This is a genomic window from Deinococcus wulumuqiensis R12 (assembly GCF_011067105.1).
GTDB lineage: Bacteria > Deinococcota > Deinococci > Deinococcales > Deinococcaceae > Deinococcus > Deinococcus wulumuqiensis.
The window spans coordinates 1,998,497-2,014,602 of record NZ_CP049357.1 but is presented as its reverse complement, the minus strand read 5'-3'; the positions used below and the strand labels follow the sequence as shown (position 1 = coordinate 2,014,602).

The window sequence follows — 16,106 nt, the reverse complement described above, 5'->3', positions numbered from 1 at the left end:
TTTTCTTTGTTTTTCTCTGGCGCTTCCCCCGGCGCTATGCTGGCGCACTGGCCCGTGACCTGTCTTGTCGCTGTGGCTGAGGAGGACGTATGACCGTTTCTGCGCCTGGCCTGGGCCGCCCTGCCCTGACGCCGACCATCCTGATCGCGCTGTACGCGCTGAGCATCCTGCTTGCCAATCTCACGCTGAACAAGTTCATTCCGCTGCCGGTGTTTGGCCTGCTGAGCGTGGGCACCATCTTCTTCGCCGCCGTCTTTACCCTGCGTGACCGCATCCACCGCGCCGGGGGCGTGCCCGCCGTGCTGGTCGCCATCGCGCTGGCGCTGCTGGTCAACACCGTGGCGGCGGTGCTGCTCGGCACGCCGCTGCGGTTTGTCGGGGCGTCGTTTCTGGCGATTCTGGTGGGCGAACTGGCCGACACGGGTGTATACCAGCGCCTGATTCACCGCAGCTGGTGGACCCGTGTGCTGGCGAGCAACGCCGTGAGCGTGCCGCTCGACTCGGTGCTGTTTACCCTGCTGGCCTTTTACGGCGACATGAGCAGCCGTGAGATTACGGAAATCATCTTCGCCGACATCGTTGCCAAGTACGCCATTGCCGCGCTGTTTGCCCTTCGCGTGCGGCAAGGGACGCCCCGGGCCGCCGCGTGAGCGAAAACGCTGCTCTTCTCGGCACCATCGCCAACGCCCGGCCCGGTCTGGAGATGACGGTGGAACACGTCCTGACGCTGCCCGAGCTGTGCCCGGCCACCCGTAACCCCAAACCCGGCAGCACCCTCACCCTGAGCTACGTGGGCGGCGAGCGGCTGCTCGAACTGTTCAGCCTCGACACCTACGTGGACGCCTTTGTCGGGCATCCGGTGGTGCGCGACATGGAGTTTTTCGTGCAGACGGTGGCCCAGGACGCCGCCGACGCGCTGGGCTGCCCCGTCACCGCCGCCGCCGACGTGTCCTACCACCGCCTGCGCCAGGGCCAGCGCATCACCGTGCGGGCGTTGCCGATGGCGGCGGCGACGGCGGGTACACTGCCCGAATGACGCGCTTTATCCTCGGCATCGACACCTCCTGCGACGACACGGGGGTGGGCATCGTCGAACTGGTGCCCGCTTCGGGGGGGACAGGCGGCGGGGTCGAAGTCCGCGCCAACCGGGTCTGGTCGCAGACGGTGCATGCCCAGTACGGCGGCGTGATGCCCGAACTGGCGAGCCGCGAGCATGTGGAGCGCATCGACAGCATTCTGGGCGACGCCCTGGCCGAATCGGGCCTGGACCTCACCGATCTCGGCGCGGTGGCGGCCACGTCCGGCCCCGGTCTGGTCGGCGCCCTGCTCGTCGGGCTGATGTACGGCAAGGGGCTGGCGCAGGCGCTCGGCGTGCCGTTCTACGCCGCGCATCACCTGGAGGGCCACATCTTCGCCGCCGCGTCGGAGGAGCAGCTTCAGGCCCCTTATCTCGCGCTGGTCGTCTCCGGCGGGCACACCCACCTGTTCGACGTGGTGCAGGAGGGCGACTACCGGCTGGTGGGCGCCACCCTGGACGACGCGGCGGGCGAGGCCTTCGACAAGGTGGCGCGGCTGTGCGGCCTGGGCTACCCCGGCGGCCCGGCCATCAGCGAGGCAGCCACGCGGGGTGACCCGGACGCCGTGCCGTTCAAGGAACCGCTCAAGGGCCAGAAGGCCTTCGATTTCAGCTTCAGCGGTCTCAAGACGGCGGCGCTGCTGGCCCACAAAGCCGGAGCGAAACCCGAGGACCTCGCCGCCAGTTTCGAGCGGGCCGCCGTGGGGTTTCTGGTGAAGACCACCGTGCGGGCCGCCGAACACCTGGGCCGCCGCACGGTGGTCGTGTCGGGCGGGGTGGCGGCCAACCGCGCCCTCCGGGACGCCTTCGCGCAGACCGGGCTGCATGTGGTCTTTCCCGGCAAGGGCCTGAACACCGACAACGGCGCGATGATTGCGCTGGCCGGAGCCGCCGCCATCCGCGCCGGGCGGGAGCCGTCGCCCCTGAGCGTGGGGGCGCAGGCGTATGCGCCGCTGGCGCAGTAGAGGGCTGATACGGATTCCGCTTAATTCCTGCACAGTCGGGAAAGCGCCGCCTGTGCATCCATATCGCAGAATCCGTATTTTTTCCTACTCGCATCCGCTCGGATTGAATCTGAAACGACCAGATTCAATCGGAATCCGTATGAGGGTAGAGGGGGGGAGAGTAGAGAGGAGAGGGGAGAAAAGGGGCAGGCCGGGAGTTTGGAATCTCCCGGCCTGCCTCTCTTGCCTTTAGCCATCGGCCATCAGCATTGAGCCATCTGCACTGATTATCGGGTAATGCGCACTTCGAACTGGCCGTTGACCAGACGGATGAGCAGCTGGGCGGTGCCGCTGTTGCTGCGGTAGGTGGCGTAGAGGTTGTCGCCGCGCTGGTTGCGGCTCACCAGGCGGTAGCCCTGGTCGGTGAGCTGGGTGTTGTAGTTCTGGTAGACCGTCACCACGTTGGTGCCCTGGGTGTAGGGGGTGTAGGAGCGCCAGGTGCGGACCTGGGTCCAGGGGTAGGCCGGACGCACGGGGGCCGGGGCCGCCACGGGGCGCTGGGCGACGTTGTAGAACGCGGTGGCCGAGTCCCAGCTGTTCTGGGGAATGGGCTGCGCGACGGGGTTGACGACGATGCTCAGCGCCTGGGCGAGTTGCTGCTGACCCTGCACGCTGCTGGTGGCGAAGCCACTTTGCTGGGTCTTGAACTGAGCGATCTGGTCGATGTTCAGGGGCGTGCGGCTGGCGAGCGCGAGCACCTTGTTCAGGCCGTAGGGCGCGGCGATGTCGAAGGTGAAGCCGGCGCCGGCGGGCGGGAAGACCTTGGTGGTGTTGGCCTTGAGGTAGTTCTGGCCGCCCGAGTAACGGTTGGGCAGAATCAGGTCCACCTTGCCCTCGGGGTCCACGTTGAACAGGTAGACGTAGGCGTCCTGGTCCACGCTGGTGGAAATCTGGATGCGCTCACCGGGGAAGTAGTTGGGGGTGCGGGTGCCGCTGGTGTCCTTGTTGGTCCACACGCGGACGTTCACGTTGTTCTGCACCGGGTTCACGATGATGCTCTGGGCGCTGATGACAGGCGCGGCGGAGGCGGTGGCGGCGAGGGTGGCGGTCAGGGCGGAGAGGGTCAGGAGCTTTTTCATGCCCGTAGTCTGTGCCCCCCGCGTGACGTGAGCCTGATGCCATGTCTCAAAGCTCTGAGGAAAGTTCTCATGGCACATTCACCCCCATTTGGGGGGTCAGTTTCCGGTCAGGACAGGGCCTGCCGCAGGCGCTGCGCCTCGCCCAGCCAGACCTCGGCGTCCTCGCCGTCTTCCCAGAGGCCCGGCAAGTCGCTCTGCTCGCCCATCACCCGCGCCAGGGCGTTGCGGGCGGAGGTTTTCAGGGACGCCAGCGCCGGGGCGTCGGCCTGCTGCACCCAGCCGCGCAGCTCCGCGTCCACGAGGCGCGAGGTGTCGCCGGTGAGCACCGCGTTCAGAATCTCCGCCGCCGCCATCACGCGCTGCCCTTCTTCGGCCTCGATAAAGTCCATGTCGGCGTCCAGCACCACGTCGAAGGCTTCGGCCAGCGCGTAGTCGCCGTCTTGCAGCACTTCGTCGATAAACGCCTTGCCGCTGTCGTTGTCGAAAGGTCCGGTGCCCCAGAGGTTCATGGGTCAAGAATAGGCGCTGTGACAACTCCCCGCTCTAAAGAGCGAGGCTTCTCAGGCGACGACATGCATAACCTCGCTATCGTTCACGCCTGAAGGCCGTGCCCCGGCCTGGAGAATGTTTCGCGCTGCATTCAAATCTGCATTGTCCTCATGTCCGCAGTTCACGCACTTAAAGCGCGACTGACTCAGCCTGCTTTCCTTGCTGCGGTGGCCGCACTGATGGCAGGTTTGCGAGGTGTACATGGGATTGACGCGAATCACTTTCCGGGCGGCACTTTCAGCCTTCAGGGAAAGGATGTCGAAGAACTGACTCCATCCGACATCGGAGATGGAGCGGGCCAAGTTGGACTTCACCATGTTGGAAACCTTCAAATCTTCGTGTGCAATTACGTCGTGTTCATTGACCAGCCTCCGGGCGGTTTTGTGGTGAAAGTCCAGCCGTTGACGGCGGATTTTCTGATGATTCTTGGCGACCAGCTTCACGGCTTTCTTGCGCCTGTTACTGCCTTTCTTACGGCGGGCCACGGTGCGCTGCTGGACACGGAGCTTTCTCAGTCCGGTTTTCAGGTGACGGGGGTTCTCCACAAACTCGCCGTCTGACGTGATGGCAAACCACGTCGTCCCCACGTCCACCCCGACGCTTGACCCCGTAGGGGTCAAGGGATTCTTGGGCACTTCGCAGGTGTAGACCGCGTACCATTCGCCGCATTCGTGCAGGATTTGCAGCGTTTTTGGCGTGCCTTCCAGCGGGCGGTGAAACTTGCATTTCACGCTGCCGATTTTGGGGATGTTGATGCGTTTTCCGTCGTCGGTGGGCCTGCCGGGGGTGAGCCAGCGGCCCTTCTTCTTATCCCAGACTTCCTTGAACTTGAAGCTATTCCATCTCTGAGCGGGTTTGAAACGGGGAAAGCCTGCTTTCTCCCCACGCTTTACACGGGCAAAAAAGCTCCTGTACGTCTTGTCCAGCCGCTCAAAGGGTTCTTGCAGGACGTGGGAGTAGACTGCTTCAAACTCAGGACACGCCTCTTTGAGCGCCGTGAGTTCTTTCTGCTGGTCGTAGCCCGTAACCGTCTTACCCTGCTTCTTGTACGCCGAAATACGCTGTTCCAGTGCGGCGTTGTACAACTGCCGAGTGAGGCGCAATGTCTCAAACATGGCGGCCTCTTGGGGCTTGGTGGGGTACAAGCGGTACTTGTGCGTCTTGATGGTGGTATTGTTTTCCATGCTTGGCAGCCTCTAACTGCCTTGCCACGCTCCGAGGGTCTGACCACCCGTCGGGGCATTGCCGTTTAAGCATAGCACGAAAAGCCTCAGCATTGCCGTTCCTAGCGGAACGGATGCCGCTTGACCCCGCTCTAAAGAACGGGGCATGCGCGTCACTTTCTGTCACGCAAGGAGTACGGCGTCTGACCCTGCGGCCCTTCGACGTCCTTCACGGCTTCCCAGTTCAGGCCGGGATGCGTGTAGAGTTCGTCCCATTCCAGAGACAGGAGTTTGCGAAAAGTGCTGATGAGGGCGTGCCGCTCGGCCTTTTCCAGTTCAACCGTCTGCCACTGGAAAGCCGGATTGTTGAGGTCGAGTTGCGGCATTCAGGGAAGGGCTTGCAGCTTCTGAACCAATGCCTCGAATTCCTCGGGCGTGGTGGCACGGCCCGGGTTTTGTTCGGCCCAAGCGACGGCCCGCACAATTTTTTCCCGCGCTTCAGGCGTCAGCCAGCGCTCATTATCGGGCACCACTCGCGCCGTGCGAATATGCCACACGCCGGGTTCGCGTTCCTCGACCAGCACGGTGCGGCCCGCATACTCCTTATACGGATTCCGATTGAATCCAGCAGATTTCTGGATTCAATCCGACTGAAAGGAGTAGGAAAAGATACGGATTTCGCGATATGGATGCACAGGCGGTGTAGTTCCGACTGTGCAGGAATTTAGCGGAATCCGTATTACCCAGCGAAATCTGTCCGCTGGCCCCAATGACCTTGATGGATTCTTTCGCGCTCAGCGTCGTCATGCTCTTAGCCTGGCATGATGGCATGAAATATAGGCTAGCTTCCCCGTCCGTACCGCTCCTCCACGTACTTTTCCAGCAACTCCTGAAACTCCTCGGCGATGCGCGGCCCCTTCAGCGTCGTCAGCAGCTTGCCGTCCTGATACACCGGAGCGCGGGGGTCTTCACCCGTGCCGGGCAGCGAAATGCCGATGTTGGCGTGTTTGCTCTCGCCGGGGCCGTTGACGATGCAGCCCATGACGGCCACCTGCATGTCTTCCACGCCGGGGTAGCGGCCCTTCCACTCGGGCATCTGCTCGCGGATGTAGTCCTGAATCTTCTGCGCGAGGCTCTGGAAAAAGCTGGACGTGGTGCGCCCGCAGCCGGGGCAACTCGTCACCTGCGGCAAAAACTGGCGCAGGCCCAGGCTTTGCAGGATTTGCTGGGCGACTCCGACCTCCAGTTTGCGGCTGGCTCCCGGTTCGGGCGTCAGGCTCACTCGGATGGTGTCGCCGATGCCCTCGGTGAGCAGCGGCGCGAGGGCCACACTACTCGCCACCATCCCCTTCATGCCCATGCCCGCTTCGGTCAGGCCGAGGTGCAGCGGGTAGTCGCACAGCGGCGCGAGCTGGCGGTAGACCTGCCACAGTTCGGGCGCACTGGACACCTTCACCGAAATCAGAATCTTGTCGTGGGCGAGGCCGAGTTCTTCGGCAAAGCGGGCCGATTCCAGGGCGGACACCACCATCGCGTCAATCGTCACGTCGGTGGGCGACTTGGGGTGGCCCTTCGCCGCGTTTTCGTCCATCAGGCGGGCCAAAACCTGCTGGTCGAGGCTGCCCCAGTTCACGCCGATGCGCACGGGCTTGTCGAAGTCCCCCGCGACCTCGATCATGGTGGCGAAGTTCTCGTCGTGGCGCTGCCCGGCCCCCACGTTGCCGGGGTTGATGCGGTATTTGGCGAGCAGGCGGGCGGTTTCGGGATACTCGCGCAGCAGAATATGGCCGTTGTAGTGAAAGTCGCCCACGATGGGCACCTGCACGCCGATGTCGGCGAGCCGCTGCACGATTTCTGGAATGGCGGCGGCGGCTTCCCGCGTATTGACGGTCACGCGCACGATTTCGCTGCCCGCGCGGGCGAGTTGCGCCACCTGCATGGCGGTGGCTTCCGCGTTGGCCGTGTCGGTGTTGGTCATGCTCTGCACCACAATCGGGTGTGCCGAGCCGACCATGACGCCGCCCACGTTCACGCTGACGGTCTGGCGGCGCGGAATGCGGCTTTGGGGCTGGGGCTGTTCCTCCAGCGGCAGGGCGGGCAGCGAGTCGAAGCTCATGCCCGTAGTGTAGGCCCTCGCTTCAGCCTTTCTCTGCGACCTCTGCCCACTCCCAGCGCGGCAGCCCCTCGCACAGGAGTTCCACCATCACCGAGTTGGACGCGATAAACAGGTGGCGGTAGCGCGGGCGGGAGCGTTCCAGCGCGGCCTGCGCTTCCTGATTGCGCTTCACGGCAGCGTCGAATTCGGCCTGCTGCTCTCGCGTAGGTTCGGTTTCACCCGTCCAGAAGTAAACGCCCGAATCGCTCCCTTTGTCATCGGCAGGAAAGTAGCGGCCCGTCGGCGTCTCCCAGCCGTTGCCCTTGTTGCGCTCCCAGGTGTCGGGATGCACCTGCACGGGTCGCCCACCCAACGGAAACACGCCGTAATCGGGGCTGTCGTTCAGGAGTTCGGTAATCCAGGGGTCGGGGTCGTTCACGACTTCCAGCAGGGTGCTGCCGCAGTCGGGTGCGTCCGGGTTCCACGAATAGCTCTGGGCGTATGGCCCGCAGTAACCTTCGGGATACGTTTCCAGCGCATAGATTTCCCCGCTCTCGAAGACCGTCACGCCGCCCCCGTTCAGTCCGCCCCCCACTTCTTTCCAGCGGCTTTCCCAGGTCAGGCGCAAGACCCTGTTGTGCCGCGCTGGGTGGGGCCAGGTGCCGTCCGCCATGACTTGACCCGTCTGGAAATACTCGTCTGTCAGGTCCACCACCAGACCGGGGCCGCCCATCACGTTTTGCTCGATGCGGCGAATGTTGACCATGCCCTGCATAGTCGCCAGTTGCGCCAACAGCTCCTCGTCCGGCCACGTGGCCCACTCGTACTGTGAAAAGCGTTCGCGTCGGCCCATAGCTCAGGATAGAGGTGGGGACCAGACCCTAACATGGGGCCTCTGATTCCCACCCTTCAGGACGCGGTGCTGGGTGAACTGATCCTGGGTGAACTGATCTACGACGACCGCCTGAGCCGCTGGGACGGACCCTCGGCGGCGCTGGGCGTGCCGTTTTCGCTGAGTGCCCACACCTTTGCCGACAGTGGCGCCGGGTTGCAGGGCGACGAAGCCGCGCTGGAGGTTGACCGCGCCGCGTTTCTGCGTCTGGAAAAGGGGGAAGGAGAGCTGCGCCGTCAGGTGGCGGAGGCGATGACCGAACTGGCCGAGGACTGGCGCGACCCCGACGCCGACCCGCTGCCCCTCACCCCGGAGCGGGTTCTGGAACGGGTGAAGCTCGAAAGCGCGACCATCGCAGGCTGAGCGAGTGACCCCGCGTATACTTCTTCTATTGTGAGCGGAAGCATTCAAATCACCGAGGCGGCGCTGACCTCCCTCATCGGGCTGACGGCCCATGAGATTCCCGGCGTGGTGGGCATGGCCCCGGCCAACCTCAGGGAAGGCATTTCCCGTGTGCTGGGCCGCGCCAACGTGTCCGACGGCGTGGTCATCGGCAAGGAGAGCGGCAAGTTCACCGCCGACCTCTACATCGTGGCGGCCTACGGCGTGAACATTCCCCGGGTGGCCGAGAACATCCGTGAGCGGGTCCAGCACGTCGTGAAATCCCAGGCGGGCATCGACCTCGCCGCGCTGCGCGTTCACGCGGTGGGGGTGCAGCGTGTCTGAGCATGTCGCCACACTGGGGCCTGCCGACCTCGCCCGGATGTTCCGCACCGCCACCGACTGGCTGGGCGTGTACCGCGAGCAGGTCAACGCCCTCAACGTCTACCCGGTGCCCGACGGCGACACCGGCACCAACATGCACCTGACCATGCAGTCGGTGCGGCGCGAACTCGACACCGCCGACGACCGGTCCATGCCCTCTGTCGCCCGCGCCATCAGCTACGGGGCGCTGCTCGGGGCACGCGGCAACAGCGGCGTGATTCTCTCGCAACTGCTCAAGGGCTTTGCCGAGGCCATCCGCGACAGCGCCGAGGTGGACGCGGCTGGGCTGAGCAAGGCGCTCAGGGCGGCCCAGAAAAGCGGCTACGGCGCAGTCATGAAGCCCGTCGAAGGCACCATCCTGACCGTGGCGCGGGGCGTGGCCGACGGCGCGGCCAAGAAAGCCGACACGGTGGACATGGTGCTGGAAAACGCGCTGCTGGAGGGCCAGAAGCTGCTCGACCAGACCCCCGACATGCTGCCCGCGCTGAGGCAGGCGGGCGTCATCGACTCGGGCGGACAGGGGTACCTGTACGTCGTGCAGGGGATGCTGGCGGCGCTGCGCGGGGACGCCCTGCCCGCCGCGCCCGAAGTGACCCAGTACGCCCAGCAGGGGTTCGAGACCGAGGAATTCGGCTTCTGCACCGAGTTCCTGATGAGCGAGGCGACCAAACCGATTGAAGAAATCCGCGAACTGGTCAGCCCGTTCGGGGACTCGCTGCTGGTCGTGGGCGCCGAGGGCTACGTCAAGGGCCACATCCACACCAACCAGCCCGACGAACTGCTGGCAACGGTGGGGCGCTACGGCAAGATGCTCAAGACCAAGGTCGAGGACATGTCCGAGCAGCACACCGAGATTCTGGGCATGGCGGGCGCGGCGGCGCGGGCCGAGGAAGAAATCCCGACATCGGGTTTGGTCGCCGTCGCGAGCGGCTACGGACTGGTCAAGCAGTTCCGGGCGCTGGGCGCACGCATCGTTTCGGGCGGGCAGACCGCCAACCCCAGCGTGCAGGACATCGTAGACGCGGTGCGCAGTGTCAGCGCCGAGAAAGTCATCATCCTGCCCAACAACAAGAATGTCCTGATGGCCGCCGAAAAAGCGATGGAACTGATGGAAGGCCGCGCCGTCGTGATTCCCACCCGCACGCTGGGGCAGGGGCTGGGCGCGGCGTTGGCCTTCAACCCGGACACGGAGGCGGAGGAACTGCGCGAGGCCATGACCGGAGCGTCGCAGGCCGTCACCACCTTCGAGGTCACGCGGGCGAGCCGCACCACCAACATCACGACGAAGGACGGGCGCACGCTGGACATCCGGGAAGGCGACGTCATCGGCCTGCAGGACGACGAACTGGTGCAGGCGGGCGGTACCCCCGAAGACAGCGTGCTGGAGATGCTGGGGCGCGGCTACGACGGTCAGGAAATCGTGACGGTCTTCGGCGGCCCGCAAAAGACGCCCGAAGACCTCGACGCCCTCGCCGAGCGCATCGGAAAGGCAGTGCCCAACGTGGAAGTCGAAAGGCACCCCGGCGGGCCGGACCTGTACGACTATCTGGTGACGCTGGAATAAACGGCAGAAAGAGAGAAAAAAAGGCGGCTGGGGCGGGAGCTCTGGCCTCTTTGCTTTTGAAAGAGGCCAGGCGGCGGAGGTGCGGCGTAGGCCTCACCGGGCTACCCTCAGCCATGCGCTTTGATCTGCCCGGCCTGACGCTCGGCCCCACCGACAGCGACTTGGAGCATCTCGCCCGGCACCAGCTCAGGCTGGAAGATGCCCAGCAGCAGTCCGAGGAAGAACAGGCCCGCGCCCTCGGACTGACGCTGGAGCAGTGGCGGACACTTCAGGCCTCCCTGCGCGACCTGCGCCGCTGAGCATAGAAACCCGCCCCGGCAGGAACGAACCTTGCCGGGGCGGCGCCTAGAGCAGTTCTCCGAATTACGCGTGCGTCGGAAGGGCACCGCCACCCGCTCCATTCTTCGCCCTGCTCAGTGTTTTGTACTCGCTCTGCTCGCCAAAAAGCGGTGCCCTCTTTTTGTCAAATGCTCTAAACCTCAGAGAGGCTTATTTCTGAGTGCTGCTGCTCGTCGAGGTGCTGCTGCCCGTGCTGCTCGCGCCGGTGCTGCCGGTGGCGCTGCTGCTTCCGCTGCCCGTGCCCGCCGAGCTGCTGTCGCTACTGGTTTCGTTGCCGGCGCTGGTCATGGAGTCCTGGCCGAGGTTGCTGTTGTGGCTGGAAGACGAACTGGAGTCATCCTGGCCCTGGCTGCCCATGCCCATCGAGCCTGTGCCCATTGCGCCCCTGCCGCTCTGACTGCCCTGGCCACTCTGGGCCATCTGGCTGCCGTAACTGCTCATGCCGCTCTGCTGCTGCACGCGCAACTGGTTGTGCACGTCCTTAACGCCGCGCAGGTGCTCCACGCATTCCTCGGCTCGGCGCTTCTGGACCCGGTCGCTCACGGTGCCCGTCAGGGTCACTTCGCCGTTTTGCACCTGCACTTCGATGTTTTCGGCGTCCACGTGGTCGGCGTCTTCGAGGGCGTCACTCACGGCTTCCTTGATGCGGTCGTCGCTGCGCTGGTAGCCCTTGGGCCCCTTACCACGGTAGCCCTGCTGACCGGAGCCCATGCCAGACTGCCCATAGGACTGCGACTGGCCATAGCCCTGGCCGTAGCCGCCCTGCATACCCATCGAGCCCATGTCCATGCTGGTCGAGCTGCCATAGTCACGGCCCATACCGGACATGCCCATGCCCTGGCCCCCGTAGCTTTGGCCTCCGTAGCTTTGGCCGCCCATCTGGCTGCCGTAGCCCTGGCTCTGGCTGTACCCGCCCTGGCCCATGCCGCGCTGGCCATAGCCCTGCGGGCCCATGCCGGAGCTGCGGTCGTCCTGCCCGTAGCCCGGGCCGGATCCCTGCCCCATGCCCTGGCGTCCGTAGTCCTGCCCACCGCTCATGCCGCCGCGGTAGCGTCCCTGGTCCTCGCTGTACGAGCGGCCCATGCCGCCCATGCTCCGGTCGCTGTAGTCGCGCATGTCACGGTCATAGCTCTGCCCGTAGCCCTTGCCCTGCATGCCCTGGCCGCGCATCCCGCTGGCGGGGTCCAGCTGGGCATTGCCGTAGTCGTAGTGGCCGTAGCGGTCGTTCATGTCGCCCTGACGGCCCACACCCCGGCCCTGGCCCTGGCGGTCGTAGCGGTCGTCGCGGCTGTAGTCAAAACGGTCATCGCGGTCACGGGTCATACGTCTCCTGCGGGCAGAGCGGAACGGTGAAACGGGGGGTCCGTTTCTGACACGTCTCTGCGCTGTCTTGCCCCTTCAGTCAGCCTCGCCCACATGGGAACCCCCTGAGAATTCAGCCAAAGGAACGGCTGTGTAAAAGTCTGGTGAATGCGGCTATGGGGGCGGTCAAAAGGCTGCCGGACGGTGTTCTTCCTCCTGACGTCTTTTCGGCTCCGGCCCTGCCTGCTTGGGAAAATGGAGGGCTGCGGGGGAACTCGTCAGCTTCAGGTCATACGGATTCCGATTGAATCTGGTAGTTTCAGATTCAATCCGAGCGGATGCGAGTAGGAAAAAATACGGGTTACGCAATATGGATGCACAGGCGGCGCCTTCCCGACTGTGCAGGAATTAAGCGGAATCCGTATCAGGGCGCAGGAGGCGGCCCCGGACACCCTTTTGGCGCTGTGTTTGGCGCTGTGCCCCGGACGTCTGGGGCCGGGCGTGAAGCGGGCCGCGCCAGGCAGACGCCAGGCAGGTCAGCCACTTGTCATACGGATTCCGATTGAATCTGGTAGTTTCAGATTCGATCCGAGCGGATGCGAGTAGGAAAAAATACGGATTCCGCGATATGGATGCACAGGCGGCGCTTTCCCGACTGTGCAGGAATTAAGCGGAATCCGTATCATACGGCTTTAATCCGATTCCCGAACATCCGGAAAGGCGCCGGATGCCCGTCCATCTCCTTAAAACCGTATTTTTTCCATGCGCTCCGCGCAAAATTGCGCCCGGACATGTCCGGGACTCAATTTGAAACCGTATCAGCCGGGGCCGGGGGTGTAGACTTCGGGCACCCAAACATCCCTGCTGCCCGGCGTTCATTCGTCCGTTCCCCGGTCTGGCCCCGCCTCGGCTTTGTTCCTTTTGTTCCTGGCGGCCAGTGTTTCCCCAAAGGTCCGGTGGTCTTATGCCTTCCCGCACGGTCAGTCTCGCCGCCCACAGCGGCGCCGGAAAAACGTCGCTTGCCGAAGCCCTGCTGCACGCCAGTGGGGCCATTTCACGTCCGGGGCGGGTGGAAGACGGCACCGCCCGCAGCGACTTTACCGACGCCGAAAAAGCCCACGGCTTTTCCATTCAGACCTCGGTGCTGCGCCTGAGCAGCGGGGGCGTGGACCTCACCCTGCTCGACACGCCGGGGTACGCCGACTTCGTGCGCGAGATTCGCGGCGCGGTGCGGGCTGCCGACGCCGCGCTGGTGGTGGTGAGCGCGGTCAGCGGCGTGGAGGTCGGCACCGAGCGGGTGTGGGCCACCGCCGACCGCTTCGAGATGCCGCGCCTGATTGCCCTGAACAAGATGGACCGCGACCGCGCCGACTTCTACACCATGCTCGCCGACGTGCGGGCCAGCCTGAAAGGTCCGGTGGCCGCCACGTTCCTGCCCATCGGACAGGGCGAGGACTTCCGGGGCATCGCCGAGGTGCTGACCGGGGCGAGCGGCGCCGAGGTGCCGACGTCCATGCGCTCGGAACTGCGCGAGGCCCGCGAGGCTCTCGTCGAGGCCATCGTCGAGACCGACGACGCCCTGATGACGCGCTATCTCGACGGCGACGAGCCCGGAGACGACGAACTGCGCCCGGCGCTCGAAGCCGCCATCCGCGCCGGGAAGCTCTATCCGGTCATTCCCGTCAGCGCCCTGACCGGGGTGGGCGTGCCCGAGCTGCTGCACCTGCTCACCTGCGGCCTGCGCAGCGCCGAGGAGCGCGGCCCGGTTGCCGGGCGGGACGGCCAGACCCGCGAGCCGAGTCCTGACGCCCCCTTCAGCGCCCGGGTGTGGCGGCTGAGCGTGGACCCCTTCGTGGGCAAGGAAGCGTATATCCGCGTGTGGAGCGGCACCCTGCGGGCGGGCGACACGGTGCGCAACACGACCCGCGGCGTGGACCTGCGGCCCGCTCACCTCTACGTCATCGACGGCAAGGAGCTGACCGAGGTGCCGGAACTGCGGGCCGGAGACATCGGCGTGCTCACCAAGCTGCCCGAGCTGCACACCGGCGACACGCTGGCCGACCCCGAGTGGCCCATCGAGTACGACCCGCTGTGGCTGCCCGACCCGGCGCATACCGTGGCCCTGCGCCCACGCACCCGCCAGGACGAGGACAAACTCGGCGGCGCGCTGGCCCGGCTGCTGGACGAAGACCCCACCCTGCGTTTTGCCCGCGAGCCGCAGACGGGCGAGCAACTGCTCTCGGGCATGGGCGACATGCACACCAAAATCGCGGTGGAAAAACTCGCCGCGCTCGGGGTGAAAGTGGACACCGCGGCCCCACAGATTCCCTACCGCGAAACCGTCCACGCCCGGGCCGAGGCGCAGGGCAAGCACAGGAAACAGTCGGGCGGGCACGGGCAGTACGGCGACTGCACCGTCCGCATCGAACCCGGTGAGGGCTACGCCTTCCGCAGCGCGGTGGTGGGCGGCGCCATTCCCGCCAAGTACCTGCCGAGCATCGAAAAAGGCGTGCAGGACGCCATGCAAAAGGGCCCGCTGGCGGGCTTTCCCCTACAGGACCTGCACGTGACGGTGCTCGGCGGCTCGTACCACGACGTGGACTCTTCCGACCTCGCTTTCCGCGCGGCGGGCAGCCTCGCGCTGAAAAAGGCGCTGGAGGGCGCAAAGCCGGGCCTGCTCGAACCTGTGGTGCTGCTCAGCGTCCGGGCGCCCGCGCAGCTCACCGGCGACCTCATCAGCGACCTTCAGACCCGGCGCGCCCGCGTGCAGGGCATGGACCCCGAGGGCACCGTCATCGTGATTCGCGCCGTCGTGCCGCAGGCCGAGCTGCAAACCTACTCGGCGGACCTGCGTTCGCTGACCGGCGACCGGGGGGCTTTCAGCGTCAAACCGCACGGCTACCAGGACGTGCCCGAGCACCTCGCTCGCCAGGTCATCGCCGAGCGACAGGCCGCGCTCAGGAGCGAGGCGTGAGGGCAGGCGGGGCCGTCCCTCCCAGCGGCCCGGCCTGAGCCATTTGCCGGATGCGCGTCGGCGCCCGGAAAGGCAGACTGCGGCCATGTCATTCCCTGCCCTGCATTCGGTTCTCGCGCCTATAGCCCTGGCCGGGATGGTGGCCGAAACCTACGGCCTGCCGCAGCCGGCGCTGACCTTGCTGCGGCGGGGGCTGAACGATACTTCCCGCGTTCAATCGGGCGAGCAGAGGACCATCCTGCGTGTCTACCGCTGCGGCTGGCGCACGCCGGCAGAGGTGGGTTGGGAACTGGCGTTTCTCCAGCACCTCATACGGATTCCGATTGAATCTGGTAGTTCCAGATTCAATCCGAGCGGATGCGAGTAGGAAAGAATACGGATTCCGCGATATGGATGCACAGGCGGCGCTTTCCCGACTGTGCAGGAATTAAGCGGAATCCGTATCACGGGTCGGGGAGTGAGGGTGTCGTCGCCCATCCCTCGGGCCGATGGAGCCTTGTTCGGCGCGCTGGAGGCAGCCGAAGGCCCCCGCGCCTACGCCATGTTTGACTATCTGCCGGGCCGCGCTCTGGACAACACACCCGAGGACGCCGCGCTGTACGGGCAGTGTGCCGCCGGGCTGCATGACGCCGCCGACCCCTTCACCGCGCCGGGCCGTTTTGCGCTCGACTTGAAGCATCTCATCACTGAGCCCATGGGGCAGATGCGCCCGCTGCTGGCCGAGTTTCCCGACCTCGCCGCGCCGCTTGGGGCCGCTGCCGAGCGCACCCAGGCCCGCCTGTCGGCCCTCGCACCGGGACTGAGTTGGGGCGCGTGTCACGGCGACCTGCACGAGGCCAACGCTCGGCTGACCCCTGAGAGCGAGGTCGGCCTCTTTGACTTCGACTGCGCTGGCCCCGGCTTTCGCGCCTATGACCTCGCGGTGTACTGGTGGAGTCAGGCCACGCAGGGGCAAGGCGCGGAGGAGGCCCAGCCGCTCTGGGACGCGTTTCTGGGCGCCTACCGCGAGCGCCGCTCGCTGACGGACGCCGACCTCGCCGCGCTGCCGCACTTCGTCGCTGCCCGTGCGCTGTGGTTCATGGGCCTGATGGCCGGACGGGCGGCGGAATTCGGCGCGGAAACGCTGGGGCGGCCCTTCTTCGACTCCGGCCTGAGTTTCCTGACGGCGTGGGAGGAGCAGCACGGCGCGTAATACGGATTCCGATTGAATCTGGTGGTTTCAGATTCAATCCGAGCGGATGCGAGTAGGAAAAAATACGGATTCCGCGATATGGATGCACAGGCGGCGCTTTCCCGACTGTGCAG

At 65.4% G+C, this 16,106-nt stretch carries 18 protein-coding genes; 10 read left to right on the top strand and 8 right to left on the bottom strand.

Annotated features, from left to right (window positions below):
• Positions 1-89 precede the first annotated feature (89 nt).
• The 3 genes from G6R31_RS09770 to tsaD are packed head-to-tail and all read left to right on the top strand — an operon-like array spanning position 90 to position 2,040.
• A complete protein-coding gene (locus G6R31_RS09770; protein WP_017871994.1) occupies positions 90-650 on the top strand; it encodes a VUT family protein in 561 nt (186 codons plus the stop codon).
• Positions 647-1,036 carry a hypothetical protein gene (locus G6R31_RS09765; protein ID WP_017871995.1) on the top strand — a complete coding sequence of 130 codons (390 nt, stop codon included), beginning with the start codon at positions 647-649 and terminating at the stop codon, positions 1,034-1,036. The genes G6R31_RS09770 and G6R31_RS09765 overlap by 4 nt, the downstream gene beginning before the upstream one ends.
• Positions 1,033-2,040, top strand: coding sequence for a tRNA (adenosine(37)-N6)-threonylcarbamoyltransferase complex transferase subunit TsaD (gene tsaD / locus G6R31_RS09760; RefSeq protein WP_017871996.1), 1,008 nt, complete (start codon positions 1,033-1,035; stop codon positions 2,038-2,040). The genes G6R31_RS09765 and tsaD overlap by 4 nt, the downstream gene beginning before the upstream one ends.
• Before the next feature lie 266 nt (positions 2,041-2,306).
• On the opposite strand, the gene G6R31_RS09755 is transcribed toward tsaD, so the two are convergent.
• The 7 genes from G6R31_RS09755 to G6R31_RS09725 all read right to left on the bottom strand — a co-directional run bounded on the left by G6R31_RS09755 (position 2,307) and on the right by G6R31_RS09725 (position 7,818).
• Entirely contained in the window at positions 2,307-3,158 is an 852-nt protein-coding gene (locus G6R31_RS09755; protein WP_017872050.1) for a DUF4384 domain-containing protein, read from the bottom strand.
• A 107-nt stretch (positions 3,159-3,265) separates the two neighbouring features.
• Positions 3,266-3,667, bottom strand: a complete 402-nt coding sequence (locus G6R31_RS09750) for a DUF4259 domain-containing protein (RefSeq protein WP_017872049.1) — start codon at positions 3,665-3,667, stop codon at positions 3,266-3,268.
• A 51-nt stretch (positions 3,668-3,718) separates the two neighbouring features.
• Complete coding sequence (locus G6R31_RS09745; RefSeq protein WP_025567762.1) at positions 3,719-4,891, bottom strand: RNA-guided endonuclease InsQ/TnpB family protein; 1,173 nt, start codon at positions 4,889-4,891, stop codon at positions 3,719-3,721.
• A gap of 152 nt (positions 4,892-5,043) precedes the next feature.
• Complete coding sequence (locus G6R31_RS09740; RefSeq protein ID WP_017871944.1) at positions 5,044-5,256, bottom strand: hypothetical protein; 213 nt, start codon at positions 5,254-5,256, stop codon at positions 5,044-5,046.
• Complete coding sequence (locus tag G6R31_RS09735; protein WP_017871943.1) at positions 5,257-5,454, bottom strand: hypothetical protein; 198 nt, start codon at positions 5,452-5,454, stop codon at positions 5,257-5,259.
• A gap of 257 nt (positions 5,455-5,711) precedes the next feature.
• Entirely contained in the window at positions 5,712-6,986 is a 1,275-nt protein-coding gene (ispG, locus tag G6R31_RS09730) for a flavodoxin-dependent (E)-4-hydroxy-3-methylbut-2-enyl-diphosphate synthase (protein ID WP_017871942.1), read from the bottom strand.
• A 22-nt stretch (positions 6,987-7,008) separates the two neighbouring features.
• On the bottom strand, positions 7,009-7,818 hold the full coding sequence (locus tag G6R31_RS09725; protein ID WP_017871941.1) for a hypothetical protein: 810 nt from the start codon (positions 7,816-7,818) through the stop codon (positions 7,009-7,011).
• Between the two features lie 33 nt (positions 7,819-7,851).
• On the opposite strand from G6R31_RS09725, the gene G6R31_RS09720 reads away from it, so the two are divergent.
• From G6R31_RS09720 to G6R31_RS09705, 4 genes are all read left to right on the top strand, one after another.
• On the top strand, positions 7,852-8,220 hold the full coding sequence (locus G6R31_RS09720; RefSeq protein WP_017871940.1) for a DUF2262 domain-containing protein: 369 nt from the start codon (positions 7,852-7,854) through the stop codon (positions 8,218-8,220).
• A gap of 30 nt (positions 8,221-8,250) precedes the next feature.
• Positions 8,251-8,583, top strand: coding sequence for an Asp23/Gls24 family envelope stress response protein (locus G6R31_RS09715; RefSeq protein ID WP_017871939.1), 333 nt, complete (start codon positions 8,251-8,253; stop codon positions 8,581-8,583).
• A 37-nt stretch (positions 8,584-8,620) separates the two neighbouring features.
• A complete protein-coding gene (locus G6R31_RS09710) occupies positions 8,621-10,186 on the top strand; it encodes a DAK2 domain-containing protein (RefSeq protein ID WP_017871938.1) in 1,566 nt (521 codons plus the stop codon).
• A 113-nt stretch (positions 10,187-10,299) separates the two neighbouring features.
• Positions 10,300-10,485 (top strand): hypothetical protein, encoded by a 186-nt coding sequence (locus tag G6R31_RS09705; RefSeq protein WP_017871937.1) that lies wholly within the window; start codon positions 10,300-10,302, stop codon positions 10,483-10,485.
• A 190-nt stretch (positions 10,486-10,675) separates the two neighbouring features.
• Here G6R31_RS09705 and G6R31_RS09700 read toward each other — a convergent pair whose 3' ends face one another.
• Positions 10,676-11,848 carry a BON domain-containing protein gene (locus G6R31_RS09700; RefSeq protein ID WP_017871936.1) on the bottom strand — a complete coding sequence of 391 codons (1,173 nt, stop codon included), beginning with the start codon at positions 11,846-11,848 and terminating at the stop codon, positions 10,676-10,678.
• 943 nt (positions 11,849-12,791) lie between these two features.
• On the opposite strand from G6R31_RS09700, the gene G6R31_RS09695 reads away from it, so the two are divergent.
• The 3 genes from G6R31_RS09695 (at position 12,792) to G6R31_RS09685 (ending at position 15,993) form a co-directional block, all read left to right on the top strand.
• Entirely contained in the window at positions 12,792-14,801 is a 2,010-nt protein-coding gene (locus G6R31_RS09695; RefSeq protein WP_017870045.1) for an elongation factor G, read from the top strand.
• An 85-nt stretch (positions 14,802-14,886) separates the two neighbouring features.
• Positions 14,887-15,168, top strand: coding sequence for a hypothetical protein (locus tag G6R31_RS09690; protein WP_017870046.1), 282 nt, complete (start codon positions 14,887-14,889; stop codon positions 15,166-15,168).
• A 51-nt stretch (positions 15,169-15,219) separates the two neighbouring features.
• Positions 15,220-15,993 carry a phosphotransferase enzyme family protein gene (locus G6R31_RS09685; protein WP_373284312.1) on the top strand — a complete coding sequence of 258 codons (774 nt, stop codon included), beginning with the start codon at positions 15,220-15,222 and terminating at the stop codon, positions 15,991-15,993.
• Positions 15,994-16,106: the final 113 nt, after the last annotated feature.